8 protein-coding genes are annotated in these 12,056 nt (G+C 43.2%); 3 read left to right on the plus strand and 5 right to left on the minus strand.

Translation table 11 applies throughout. The features are described from left to right. Position 1: 1 nt before the first annotated feature. Genes K8O68_RS04960 through K8O68_RS04970 form a run of 3 tightly spaced genes read right to left on the minus strand, consistent with a single transcriptional unit; the run spans position 2 to position 4,440 of the window. Positions 2-1,846: a methyltransferase domain-containing protein gene (locus K8O68_RS04960; protein ID WP_230895833.1), complete on the minus strand. Its 1,845-nt coding sequence runs from the start codon at positions 1,844-1,846 to the stop codon at positions 2-4. A 12-nt stretch (positions 1,847-1,858) separates the two neighbouring features. Then, complete coding sequence (locus K8O68_RS04965; RefSeq protein WP_230895834.1) at positions 1,859-3,181, minus strand: glycosyltransferase; 1,323 nt, start codon at positions 3,179-3,181, stop codon at positions 1,859-1,861. Between the two features lie 17 nt (positions 3,182-3,198). Continuing rightward, positions 3,199-4,440, minus strand: coding sequence for a glycosyltransferase family 4 protein (locus K8O68_RS04970; protein ID WP_230895835.1), 1,242 nt, complete (start codon positions 4,438-4,440; stop codon positions 3,199-3,201). A gap of 1,056 nt (positions 4,441-5,496) precedes the next feature. On the opposite strand from K8O68_RS04970, the gene K8O68_RS04975 reads away from it, so the two are divergent. After that, positions 5,497-5,673, plus strand: coding sequence for a hypothetical protein (locus K8O68_RS04975; RefSeq protein WP_230895836.1), 177 nt, complete (start codon positions 5,497-5,499; stop codon positions 5,671-5,673). A gap of 479 nt (positions 5,674-6,152) precedes the next feature. Next, positions 6,153-7,019, plus strand: a complete 867-nt coding sequence (locus K8O68_RS04985; RefSeq protein ID WP_230895837.1) for a pirin family protein — start codon at positions 6,153-6,155, stop codon at positions 7,017-7,019. 123 nt (positions 7,020-7,142) lie between these two features. Here the strand turns inward: K8O68_RS04985 and K8O68_RS04990 are convergent, their stop codons facing one another. Next, on the minus strand, positions 7,143-8,387 hold the full coding sequence (locus K8O68_RS04990; protein WP_230895838.1) for a C45 family autoproteolytic acyltransferase/hydrolase: 1,245 nt from the start codon (positions 8,385-8,387) through the stop codon (positions 7,143-7,145). Between the two features lie 556 nt (positions 8,388-8,943). Here K8O68_RS04990 and K8O68_RS04995 point away from each other — a divergent pair. Further along, entirely contained in the window at positions 8,944-10,371 is a 1,428-nt protein-coding gene (locus tag K8O68_RS04995) for a hypothetical protein (RefSeq protein ID WP_230895839.1), read from the plus strand. 410 nt (positions 10,372-10,781) lie between these two features. Here the strand turns inward: K8O68_RS04995 and K8O68_RS05000 are convergent, their stop codons facing one another. Beyond that, positions 10,782-11,825 carry a M14 family zinc carboxypeptidase gene (locus tag K8O68_RS05000; protein WP_230895840.1) on the minus strand — a complete coding sequence of 348 codons (1,044 nt, stop codon included), beginning with the start codon at positions 11,823-11,825 and terminating at the stop codon, positions 10,782-10,784. Positions 11,826-12,056: the final 231 nt, after the last annotated feature.

Here is a 12,056-nt window from a genome sequence, read left to right on the forward strand (position 1 = left end):
TTTAATCCCCTTTCTTTAAAAGTTTTTTTCTCCATCCCCAGTAGGCGATTGTTAAACGGTTCATCCTCGACTTCTTTAAGTTCTCATATCTTGTTTGAATGATTTGGGACTTGTTAATTGTTTCCTTGAGTTCTTTCAAAAGTGTTTCTTTTTCTCCAAGCTCGGTATACAGCTCCTCCTTCAGCTTCTGAATTTCTTTCGCCTGTCTGTTAGACACACTATGGTAATCATTCTTCAGGTCTAAGTTTTTCTGAATCAGAGCATCCCGTTCCTTAGCGAGCCTTACTGCTTCCTCTGACTCTTCAGCAGTTTGAGCCGGATATCTGGTTTCTCCCTGTGCAGAAGCCATTTCTTCTTTAAATTCTGTCAGGAGATTCTCATAATCTTCCAGCTGGCCGGCAAATTCTTCTTTTACCCGGATGTTCTCTTCCCTTGCTTCTTCAATCATTTGAGACTGGGCGTAATTAATGTCCTGAAGAGAGGAATGTTCCTCTTCCAGTTCATCGACTGTTTGACGAAGCGTGCTGTTTTCTTCCATCACTCTTTCTTCTTTATCACGGAGCTCTGAATTCGCAGCCAGTACTTGATTCAGTTCAGAAGAGAGGATATCTTTTGCCGATGTCACTTGTTCCAATTCTTTTTCCGTTTCTTTGTTAGACTCTCTTAAGTCATCAAGACGTGAGAAAAGCTCGTTTTTTTCCTCAGTCACATTGCGAAGCATCGCCTGAGTGTCTTTATTCGTCCGGCTCAGTTCTTCCAGCTGGGTTAACAGTTTCTTCTCGTTTTCTGAACTCTCAGCCATAAACTTTGTGAAAGCTTCCCGCTGGTCAATCAGTTCAATGACAAGATCCCCGTGATGGCTGTCCTGTTGAACAAATTGCTCATTATGTTTTTCAGCCAGATCCTCCTGTTTCCGAATCAGTTCTTTAATCACCGTTACCAGCTGGTCAGGCGCCGAATCGTTCTGCTGAAGGTTATATAAGTCTTTCAACAAACCGAGTATATCGTCGTTATCATTCTTATGGCACTCAGCTTCCAAGGCCTTCTCAAGTTCTTTAATCCTGGAATGCAATTCAGCCGTTTTCTCTTTTTCTTCGGCTAATTGTTCACTCACTCTGATGAACTCTTCTTCAGCCTTCTGGTTCTTTTCTTTTATAGATTCAGCCTGTGACTTTAAACGGTCAATCCTGTCCAGAAGTTCTCTTTCAATCGTATAGAACGCTTCCTCCGATTTTTTAATTAAGTCGCTGGAGAGCGTGTCAGGCACTGAACTGACAGTTGATTTTCTGGTCCCAGTAAATCCGATCCACTTGCCAAAAAATTCGACCTGATCGATCGCCACATAAGGCGAGATTTCGTCTGCTATTTCCCTTAAATAAAGCGTCCGCTTATGATCGGGAAAGTCGTTAATTCCGAAAGGCACGGTAATGATCAGGCGCCCGTTATCCTTTAATAACGAATAGGCTTTTTGAAGGATCGCTTCGGAACTGACAAAGTGCTCAAGCACTTCAGTAATGGCAACCGTGTCGTACAGGTTACTTTTGAAATCCATAGTCAGAAAGTCCGCTTCGATAAATTCAACATTTTCCCGGGTGGACGCCGTTTCAGCCTCCAACGCTTTCGCAGCATAAGCAATACTTTCTGCGGAAATATCCACCCCGGTGGCCCGTTTGCCTTCGCGCCCCAGCAGGATCGTAAGCAGCCCCTGGCTGCATCCTGCGTCTAAAATCGTTTGGCCGGCTGCATTCCGGGCAATCCAGTGGATTCTGTTTTTCGTTTTTTCAGCCATCCGCTGGCCTAACTTTCCGTAGTAAGCCTCGGATACCCGATCCTGAAATTGTTCCACGCTGATTTCCTCCTAGTCCGTCTTCATTGATGCGGGCGAATTATCCGACATCACTTCTAAATCATTGTAAATTTCCAGCAGCTTGTTCTTTTCCAGGTTCCAGTTATAGCGGTGTTTGGCAGTGCTGCACCGGGCACTCATCTGCTCGACCTGGTCAGGGCTGCCCAGCAAATCATTCACTTTTTCAGCAATGTCATTCGGGTCATGCGAATCCACACAGACCCCTGTCCCTTCCTCCTCCACTACTTTCCTAATTTCAGGAAAACCGCAAGCGACGACTGGGACGCCTGCCATCATATATTCAAACAGTTTATTTGATGACGCTGAATAGTGGTTAAAACAGACATTATTCAGAACTTGAAACCCTATATAGCCGTTCTTCGTATATGAAGGAAGGTTTTCGAGCGGGACTTTAGGAAGGAATTTAATCCGGCCTTCAAGCCCCATGTCTTTGACCATCTTTTGAAGGTCAGTCTTTATCCGGCCATCGCCAATAAAGACAAGCGTTCCTTCTTTAATCATCGGCATGGCCTTCACAAGCTTATCGAGCCCGCGTCCTGTCTGTATGCCGCCCTGATACAGCAATATTCTTTCTGATTCAGGAAGGCCAAGTTCTTTATGAAGAGGATAAAGCGTGACCTCGTTTTCCTGCATAAACGGGTAATTATGGAGAACTTCGGGATAAAAACCGTACACATCCTCGTTATATTTGGCTCTCGTATGGTTTTCTACGATCATCACATCAGTAAATGTAAGCCACAGTTTTTCCAGGCGGGCATACATTTTACTTTCATAACCCGTGCGGCTTGTCTGGACTTCATGAGAGTCATAGATAAGCGGCTTTCTTTTAATTCTGAGCTTTGAACACAAAATGCCCTGCGGCAGCGTGTTTAAATCATTTGAATGATAGAGGTCATATGATCCGCGCAGTCCTTTTGAGACCATTCTCATGAATATATTGAATCTGATCCAGACGGTTCGCACTTTCGTTTGCGCAGCTAAAAATAACGTAAGTACAATTAACCCGGTTAGAAGGGGAAACGTATAAAAAGATAGAAATAACAGCGTCAATGGAATAACGGCGGCTGGTTTATACTTTTTAAAAAGACGGAGCGTTCTTTGAAGTAACTGCAGCAAGGCCGGATACCTTCTAACCCTGTGCACGTGAAAATTCTCATTCACTTTTTCAAACTTTGCGAGACCAGGCTCGCCCGGATCATGGATAGCCATTAAATCCACACGGTAGCCGGACTCTGAAAGAGCCGTGCATTCTCTCATGACTCTCGCATCATTTGTAAAATGGTTCCAGACAAACATACATACTTTTTTACTCATTTCTTATCAACCTTATTTCATTCCTGGATTTCTAAATCGGCCTGACGGTTCGTCGTCTGTTTATTACCAACGAGCCATGTGAGCCTGTCAATGTTTTTCTCCCACAGAAAATTGTCCTTTACAAAGGCTTTTCCATTGTCTGAGGCTTGCCTGCTGTAGGAAGGGTTGTTTTTCAAATATAAAATATAATTAATCATTTCAGAGACATTACGCTCTTCAGAGACAAACCCTACCTTCGCCTTTTCAATCGTTTGTTTCGAGAAGCCTGATACAGAAGCGATCACCGGCACCCCGCAAGTCATGTAATCAATAACCTTGCCCGGCAGCACTGTCTTAAAGACATCACTGTTATTTAGAGTCACAATTCCTGCATGGTGTTCTGCCATGATTTTTAAACATTCTTTTCTGGAGAGGGGGTTATATATGGAAATATTTGTAAAATTCTTCACATAACACTCTTCGGCGAATTTTTTCCTGTTCACCCCGTAACCAATCACACTTAGCTGAATGTCTTGTTTTTCCAATTCTCCTGCAAGGTTAATAAGCATATCGACGTCTTGAGCCATTCCTATATTCCCTGCATAGATAACTTTAAACTTTTTACCTTTCTCTCTTGATTCAGCGGCCAATTCATCATTGTTAGCAGCATTCGGCACGAAAGTAATTTTGCCGTCCTTAATTTGAGCGGCTTTTTTTATATAACTGATAAATCCTTCGCTGTTCACTATAATCTGGTCCGCCCCTTTATATAGCCTTTTTTCCAGCCATCTGAAAATAGAGATTATAAATGAATAATTAAAGACTTTAACTCCTTTTAATGATTCGGGCCATAAGTCTCTTACGTCTAATATCAGCCTGCTTCGGAACCGGTACTTAGCGACCAGGCCGACAAGCGCCGTAAAGATCGGCGGGGAAGTGACCAACACCGCCTCATACTTATGCTTATCCTTTAAAATAAACATCAGCATTTTAAAGGCAATTTTTAAATAGTAAACGAGTCGGTTAACGATGTTTCGAGAGTAGGTTTTGTTTGCCACCTTTACACGGTTAATTTTCGTGTCAGCATTCAAACCTTCGTCATCCCAGAATTGCTCGTCCCCATAAATCTCCTTATCAGGGTAGGTAGGTTCGGTCGTAAGGACGTAAACGTCATGCCCTTTTCTCTGGAGCTGGGTATATATATTTTTAATTCTGTTCCCGGCACTTCCAACTTCAGGATAGAAGTTTTGGGAAATAATCAGGATTTTATTAGTTGACATCTAATCTCTCCAAACCGAATAATACGTACTATAACTCTAAGGAAACAGCTTCTGCCGGACAATCTGTCTACCACACCATAAAGCGTCCATTAATTTGAACGCTCCTCCATCGTATTAAAATCATGCGTTTTAACAGTGTTCATTCACCTTAACCGTTCGTTTTTTTGAATGTGGTTCATGTTAACACATTTAACAGACAACTGACAGAGATGGCAGAACAGCATAATTAGTAAAATATCCTAATTAGATAAACCTACTACAAGACGACTTAGTCTCTTAGTCCTTTAACTCTACAAACCAGCTTATAGTCTTCATCCTTACAGATGAAACATTTGTATATATCTGGGTAAATTGCGCCAATGGTGACTTATTCATTTCTCTTGTAGGCTTTCTGTCGGATTTCTGTGTATGAAAGTCCTTAAAAATAATTCCTGTCTACTGTTATGGGATACTCTAACATGAGAGGTAGGGATTAAACAAAGTGGGAAAATTTACAGGGGGGATCCGGTCTAATGCCAGGCGAGGAAAGGGATGGGACAACTTTCCTAATATATATTAAAACATTCAGAATATTATTTACATATTTTTTTAGCATGTGTCACATTTTCTTAATGTTATAAATAATAGGAAGTTTTAAGTATAAACAAAAGATATGATTATCCAATCAGTTAGATTGCTATGGAGGAGCAGAGGGCCTCATAAAACATAACCCTCAGATGGAAAGTTTTAACAACGCGCTTATAAACGGGAATAAATAACCATCCCAGTGAAAGCCTAAAAAAAGAGACAAATATGTTTCTAAACAGGCTTAAATAAGGAGTTTATTCTTCTTAACTCCAGCAGCTTATATCCTTTCTGCGTTTAATTACGTGCAGTTGTTTCAACTTTTATCCATAATATAAGGCCCTTTACTCTATTGTACAGAACCGAAATTATTACTACGGTTAAAATAGTCAGCTATGCAATTTTGTGACACGTTTCTTTTGCAGATCACCCTTTTTCCATTGGTCAGTGTGAGGGTGTCTAAATGAACAAGTTAAACCGGAGGGCCGCCCCATGCTTAAAATACTCTTTCATGATCTGTTAGCTGATTACTACCTGTATCTCTACAACCGCTCCGATGAAACTGATTATATTAAAAGAAGCCGCCTTATAAAGAAAGCGGCTTACCATCAGGAAAAACTACTGAATTTAAAAGTAAAAAAGCACGCAAATAAATCAAAGAAAAAATAAGCGCGGTCCGGGCACAGGCCGGATTCTAAGAAAAACCGGGTAAAAGCCGCCCGGTCTTTTTTTGGGTCAAAACTTATTAATGCGGTATTCTATTCCCTCACTCTGAATACATCTCGCCCACACTTTCTTCACCTCTTTCAAAACCGCTGCCGAATTCCAGAGAACTATAATGCTACTCATCCTGAAGGTGAATTTCAGAACTGGACTTGTTTCAGGAAAACCTCAGATACTATCTGATAAGAATTTACGCCATGTTTAAAATGGCTAACGGAATGGAATTAAATAAAGAGCAGAAAGCCGCGGATCTGGTTACATGGTATATAAATCAGTTTCTTGAGGCTGATAAAGTTGTATTGGTCTTCCCCTTATGTTGAAGAAGCTGAAAAAACGGCGAAGTTTCTAAGCGACAAGCTTTGTTCAGCCCTGTATCCCTGTTTCCGAAAGGCCACATTCAAATGGAGATTAAGGAGGCGTGTTTTATGAGTAATCAGTCAGATAACAAATTTATAAGGAACTTAAAAGATTCCTGGTATGTCAACTTTAATGAGAACGGCTATCCCCATGTGCAGCAGGGGTGGATACTGCCTCCTGACAGGCACCGTGAATTCGATCCGTTCATATTAATGGCCGATGACTGGTTTAAGCGGGGCACATTCTCCGATCATCCCCACAGAGGGTTCCAGACTATAACTTATGTGGTTGACGGTAGACTTGAGCATACTGATAACCACGGCGGTCACTCTGTGCTGGATTCCGGTGATGTCCAGTATATGAATGCCGGATCGGGCGCCCGCCATGCTGAAGAAGCAGTAGATAATGATCTTATTCACACGCATCAGTTATGGCTCAATCTGCCGAAAAAGCTGAAGCAATCAAAAGCCTCTTACCAGAATGTTTACTCAGAAGAAGCTCCTGTCAGTCAATTTGCCGGAGGACAGGTGAAAGTTTACGCTGGCACTTTCTCAGGTGTCACTGGTCCTATGAATTCCCTCGTGCCAATTATTATGGCTGAGGTAACTTTTACAAAAGAGGGAGAGCATGAATTTACATTGCCAGACAATCATAACGGCTTCCTCTTTGTACGTCACGGCAGTGTAGTAATCGGGGACAATGATACACCATTAACTAAAACAGCAGTTGCTACATTAACGTATAACGAAAACGGAAATGGAGACGAAAGCACTATAAGAATAAAAGCGAATGAGCGTTCGAGACTACTGCTGTACTCGGGTGTCCCTATAAAAGAAGAAATAGTGACCCGGGGGCCTTTCGTGATGAACTCAATGGATGAGATCCGCCAGGCATATAAGGACTTCCATGAAGGGAAATTCGGTCCCCCTGTATAAATTAAATTATTGCACTCTCTTCATAGAGCAAAATGATATGAAGTGATGGAAAGTAACGTCACCGCTATCTATCTTTTTAAAAAAGAGCAACTCCACCTTCGTGGAATTGCTCTTTTAAAAATGTCAGTTTCGGTTACCGGCTGTTTCTTTGCTTCTGTCGCTTTGTTTTCCTGAGTTAAAAGGCGCTGGAATATGCGGCTGGTCCACTCTGAAAGGAATAGCCGGCGATACGCTTGGCTGCCCTAACTGGGACCACATACGCAGCTTGCTTCCATCAAACGTGCCAGTGGAAACCGACCCCATTTTTACCCCATTGATCTCAGCATCAGAGTCGATCCAGTACGTGCTGTCATCATAGGCTGGATCCTGGTCCTCGGATAAAGCGACTAATCGCTGGCTGTTTATTTTCCCAGAATCTTCATCCAAGAGATGCTGCGCCCGATCTAATCGGTTATGAGTAGACACGTACCAGCTCCATCTCTCGTTTGACTCATTTGTTTCAAGTGTATCAAACTGCTCCATCCCCGGAAGAATATAGTGGTTCGTGTGAGCCATCGCCTCGTCCACGACCCAGTGAACGGCTGAATGATTAGCGGTTGTTTCAACCCACGCCGCCTCGCTCTTGTCGGCCACCCCGTAGACAGAACCGGAAGCCCGCTGAAGGTTTTCAATAAACACCACGCCATCCTGGGCATCAGAAGCCGCTTCTAAAGCCAGGCGGATAACCGTTAAGTTTCCGTAACCTCTGCCAGTATCCCAAGTTGATAACACATTGTTCCCTACAGAGACGCCGTTTTCATTTATACCCATGGCGATTCCTGTGGAGCCGGCACTCGTTATTCCGATAAACGTATACCCATCTTCAGGCTCGACCTGGACCACTACCTGACTGGATCCTCTGCTCGCATCCCGTGTTTTATGATAATAAGCGTTTCCGCTTTGCGTCGCGTCACCGGTTGCCAACACAGTTGTACAGCCATCCCCTATAACTTCTTCCTCTAATGCGTTAAAAGCAAGCAGTTCGTCATAACTTACATCTGCATGCTCAGCCATAGCCTTTAACTGCTCAATAAGTTCCGGGTTTTCCTTTGCTAAAAATGCTTCCAATTCGCTTCCAGCCTCAGCAAGATCCGACTCATTTAAACCGGCAAGAGGCGCCATCTGCTGAAAAAATTCAAGATTGTCTTTAATAGCTTTTTTCGACTGTTTCCCATATTGCTCACCGATTTCTGCCGGGCTGCCTTTTAATTTAATTGTCTCTTCCCCGCCCTCGGCTGCTGATCCAAATGGACTGAAGGACCCAATAATAAAATCCCGATAAGTAAAGTTAATAGAACTCTCACTTTCATTCCTCTCATCTCCTGTCATTTTTAATAGAGCAGCCCAAAAGCTGGCTCGTTGTTTAGCTGTAATATAATGTTAGCGGTAATGCCAGGCGAGATTAACCCTCTATGTAACTGATTTTTCTGAAAAATATTATAGGAGTTTATTAACAAATGATGTTAATTGAGCTGTTATTTGGTAGGGGTAATGTCATGATGAGAGGAAGATTTTCTTACAAAAGGAGGGGTGAAAAAAGGGCTATATTTTTAAATGTAAAAAGTCTGGAAGATTAATAACTCTCATGAGTCCCCCCTGCTATTCATGTTATTTATACGCACAGTCTATACAGTCTTGGAAAATAAGATAGACCTACTTAGTGATCAAGTAAGTGAGTTTAAGATATATTTCAATAGATTCCAATTCTCTGTTGCACATTGGGTAAAAGTCCCGCCACTAAATGCCTGGAAGAGACCTATGGCAGCCAAGTCCTTTTTCAAAAAACACCTCTCCGTTTCATCCAATCAATTATTGCACCTTCACCCAGAAGGCACATACATTATCTTATCATCGAAGAGATTGTATGGATTGAAAGGAGAAAGCAATGGACCAGGTCACACTGACATTTTCTCATTGGTTGTTTCTGTTTACTATTCTCACCATTTTTACCTTTATGATCTTTCGCAGGGATGTGGTGCTCCCCTCTATCATAGGCATTTTTGCATTAGGCTTTGTTTACAACCTTAACAATGGGGTGCTTGATGCACTCATCGGCTCCACCCAGGTCGTGTTTGAAGCGTTTCTAAACGCCGGTATGGTGCTGTTTGATATTATGCTCATTATCGCCCTCATGGTAGCTATGCTCAAATCACTGCAAAGTTCCGGGGCGGATACGCTCATGATTTCTCCCCTGAAAAAATTAATGGTTAATCCGACAGCAGCCTTTTTTGTGCTCGGTGCAGCGATGTATCTCGCAGCGACATTTTTTTGGCCGACACCGGCAGTGGCCCTCGTCGGTACCGTGTTAATTCCAGTTGCAATCCGGGCAGGACTGCCAGCAATGGGAGCCGCTGTCGCTATTAATTTATTCGGTCACGGAATGGCGCTTTCAGGAGATCTGGTTATCCAGGGGGCAACAGGAATTACTTCAGCAGCTGCCGGCTTAGAATCAGGTGACATTCTCCCTTATACAGCCTTGTTCTCGTTTATCACAGGCTTTGTTGCCATCGGCATCGCCTTCTGGGCGATTCGCCGAGGTATGGCTAAAGGCAAGTGGGCGGTTTCCCCGCCAAAAGAGGCATTGGATCTCGGCAGCGATCAACCTGTTAAGCCAACATGGCAGGCAAAACTTCTCGCCTTCATCGTCCCGTTATTCCTGTTCGGCGTTGTCTTCCTAATGCTGTTCCGAGCGTTTTCCCCGGCAGACAATGCCATTCAGGGAGGGTCCGCTACTGCCCTATTAGGAGGAACAGCGGTAACACTGCTGCTTATTTCGTCCTTCACAACGAGAGGAACGAAAGCACTGGATGAGATCGTTCCCCACTTAAAAGAAGGCTTTTTCTTTGCGATAAAAATATTTGCGCCGGTCATTCCAATCGCAGCCTTTTTCTTATTAGGGCACCCCTCTCACGCGGAAACAGTACTAGGAGAAGGTGCCCCCGGCTATCTGTTTGAACTTGGCACAGCGATGGCCCACCATATTGGCGACAATGCCATCACCCTTGTTGCCGGAATGGTTATTATTTCTCTTCTGGCCGGGATGGATGGGTCAGGCTTTTCCGGACTGCCGCTAGTCGGATCGCTTGCAGCCGGATTAGGCGGAGGAGCAGGTCTGGATGTGGCCGTGTTAGCCTCTATCGGCCAAGTCGCCACGATCTTCGCAGGCGGAGGCACATTAGCAGCCTGGGCATTCGGTGTAGCCGCAGATGCCGGCATCGCAGGAGTGAAACCAGCCGACCTCGTCCGCCAGAACTTCCTGCCAGTCATGATCGGATTACTTGTCGCGACGATTGTAGCTATTTTGATTATATAAGGTGGCGGGGAGAGCACTATATTGGTGGGAGTGCATCAAATAATGGGGGAAGTGCATCAAATAGTGGAGCGGGTGCATCAAATAGTGGAACGTGTGCATCAAATATCGGAGCGTGTGCATCAAATATCCTCCGAACTGCTTCAAATATTGGAGCGTGTGCATCAAATATCCGCGGAACTGTATCAAAAAAGCTAGTTTCGCTTTTCTGGCCGTGCCACTCCCCCTCCAGGTGAGTTGAAACAGCGTCGGTGGCGGGCAATCGTCACAATTAAGCAGCGATATGCAACAATTCACCTCAAAAGTGCGACAATCCCCACAAAGGGCGGCCTTCCTCCTGGAAGGCCGCTCCTTAAAAATGTAGAATCTGTCCTGAAAAAGGTGGGAAATGCCCTATCCCCTGACTAATTACCTTATTCTACTTCTCCTTCTTCTTGAGGTTTAAAGCTTTGAACCTCGAGGGTATCCCAGAAACTGATATCTGCTTCATTGATAGATCGGTCAGCAATGGCATCAATAGCAGCTTCCATGGAGATGACACCTTGTTGAATTAAATATCCGTTACTTTTTTGTCCGAGAATCGTATTAGGGTTTGGATGGTCTGACATCCCTCTCATTTCAAACAATAAAGTAGCAATGTCATATTCAAAAGCTAAGCCGTTTCGGGCGATCGTATTAGCAGTACCGCCATTATATTTTCCGAGAAGTCCGAATCCGCGGTCTTCAACGGCGTCGTACATAATTTTTCCTAATTGCTTTGACATTTCAACAACCTCAGGCTTTACTCCAGCGTTTGTCGGATACAAAATAGACCCGGATACTAATTGATCGTTGATTGCTGAGCGGGCTCCCTGGTGATGGAAATCTACTAAGTAATCAATATCGTACTCTCTTAAAACATTGTTATGCAACGCGTAAGTTTCCGGTTGTTCAAGGGTATTGTGATCGCGATTTAAATCGACTCCCACAGCATTTGCACGTGTCGATTGACCTCCAGCTAAATGGTCAGAAATATCAAAGTCAACATCTCCTACCGCCCCATCTGGGTTTAAGCGAGGGACGAAAAAGACATTTACTTGTTCAGCCAATTCACGGTTATGTCTGTTATTATTAGATAACCCTTTAATGACATGAAGGGCTGCCTCGGTAACTAATGTTTCATTCCCATGCTGCTGGGTCAGAAAAAGGATCGTTGGATTGTCTGGATTATTTCCAAACTTAACAAGCGGTAAATCTCTTCCCTTAACTGATTGGCCAATGATTTCTAATTCAATATAGTCAGAACGGTTGGCAGCGCGTTCTACCTCTTTTATTAAATCTTCATTGCTTGTCAGTCTTTCATTCTTAATCGTTTCATTTCCATTGTAATTCGGCCCTTGTCCAACAGCGCCTACCGGCAAAACGAAAATCGAAAAGGTAAGTATAAAGATTAAAGTTGATAAACATATTTTCTTCAAATATCATCAATCCTCTCTCATTTTTTTAATGAAACACCTAACGCAAAAATAATTCCCCTCCTTTTACGCACATTTTCAACACACGCCATCTTGCAGTCTTGATGTACCTTAATGGTAACCAGTAGATAGTTCGATAGAAATCCCCTTATTGTTTGATTTTTCGTAATATTAAGTATAGGTAATTTTTAGTTATTTATGTTTACTATGTATATTTTGGTAGGTTCTAAGTCG

This window comes from Salipaludibacillus sp. CUR1 (assembly GCF_021028955.1).
Classification (GTDB): Bacteria; Bacillota; Bacilli; order Bacillales; family Salisediminibacteriaceae; genus Salipaludibacillus.

Bases quoted from the DNA above. Each gene is read 5' to 3' on its own strand.
- K8O68_RS04965 (WP_230895834.1), bottom strand. From the start codon at position 3,181: ATGAGTAAAAAAGTATGTATGTTTGTCTGGAACCATTTTACAAATGAT.
- K8O68_RS04970 (WP_230895835.1), bottom strand. From the start codon at position 4,440: ATGTCAACTAATAAAATCCTGATTATTTCCCAAAACTTCTATCCTGAA.
- K8O68_RS04975 (WP_230895836.1), top strand. From the start codon at position 5,497: ATGCTTAAAATACTCTTTCATGATCTGTTAGCTGATTACTACCTGTAT.
- K8O68_RS04985 (WP_230895837.1), top strand. From the start codon at position 6,153: ATGAGTAATCAGTCAGATAACAAATTTATAAGGAACTTAAAAGATTCC.
- K8O68_RS04990 (WP_230895838.1), bottom strand. From the start codon at position 8,387: ATGACAGGAGATGAGAGGAATGAAAGTGAGAGTTCTATTAACTTTACT.
- K8O68_RS04995 (WP_230895839.1), top strand. From the start codon at position 8,944: ATGGACCAGGTCACACTGACATTTTCTCATTGGTTGTTTCTGTTTACT.